1 protein-coding gene is annotated in these 728 nt (G+C 30.6%); it reads right to left on the minus strand.

What is annotated here, in order from left to right; genetic code table 11:
• Window positions 1-73: 73 nt before the first annotated feature.
• Complete coding sequence (locus tag L988_RS05745) at window positions 74-691, minus strand: hypothetical protein (RefSeq protein ID WP_047394789.1); 618 nt, start codon at window positions 689-691, stop codon at window positions 74-76.
• Window positions 692-728 lie beyond the last annotated feature (37 nt).

A 728-nucleotide genomic window follows, 5' to 3' on the forward strand; every position in this document is an offset into this window, starting at 1 on the left:
CTTGCTCTTAATTTAATGAATCTAACTAACTTTTATTATTTGTTTTTACTTTGCTTCAAATTGAAGCAAAGTTTTATTTAACTGTTAAAGTTGCTGTAAATGTTCCATTTCCTACATACATTCCAGGGTCAGCTTTAGTTCCTGCTTTGATTACTGATTGTACTAAAGTTCTCATATTGTTATCTGTTGCTTTTATAGGTCTTTCTTGTTTTATAAAATTAAATTCTGTTGGCATAGTCATTGTTGTTGAACCTGTATCACCTACAGAAGATAATTTATCTAAAGTTAAAATATTTGTTGTTGGGTCATAATTATTATTTGTTGCTAAAGCGAATTGACCTGTATATTGAGTTGTTCCTACTTTCCCACTTGCGTCTGCTGAAAATGGGTGATTATCTGTTCTTTTTAAAATAGCTGTTCTTTCAACAACTGATCTATTAAGTGTTCCTGCTAATTTTGTTCCATGATCAAATACCATAGTGTCGTAAATATTATCATTTTCATCAACGATTACTAATTCTGGTCCTTTTGGTGCTATATTTACTCTAACTTCAAAAGGTACTCCTGCTCCCACTTTATCTCCTGGATTTGTTGCACTTAAAGTTGAATCAACCATTTGTTGAGTTGAAGCTCCAAATGCCATTGATGATACTGTTAATACTGCTAATGCTCCCATTAATAATTTTTTCATAATTTAATTCCTCCTGTTATATATAATTTCAAACTAT

It is taken from the genome of Cetobacterium sp. ZWU0022, from assembly GCF_000800875.1.
Classification (GTDB): domain Bacteria; phylum Fusobacteriota; class Fusobacteriia; order Fusobacteriales; family Fusobacteriaceae; genus Cetobacterium_A.

What these genes read in the sequence shown, in the direction of transcription:
- L988_RS05745 (WP_047394789.1), bottom strand. Translation starts at nt 691, where the DNA reads ATGAAAAAATTATTAATGGGAGCATTAGCAGTATTAACAGTATCATCA.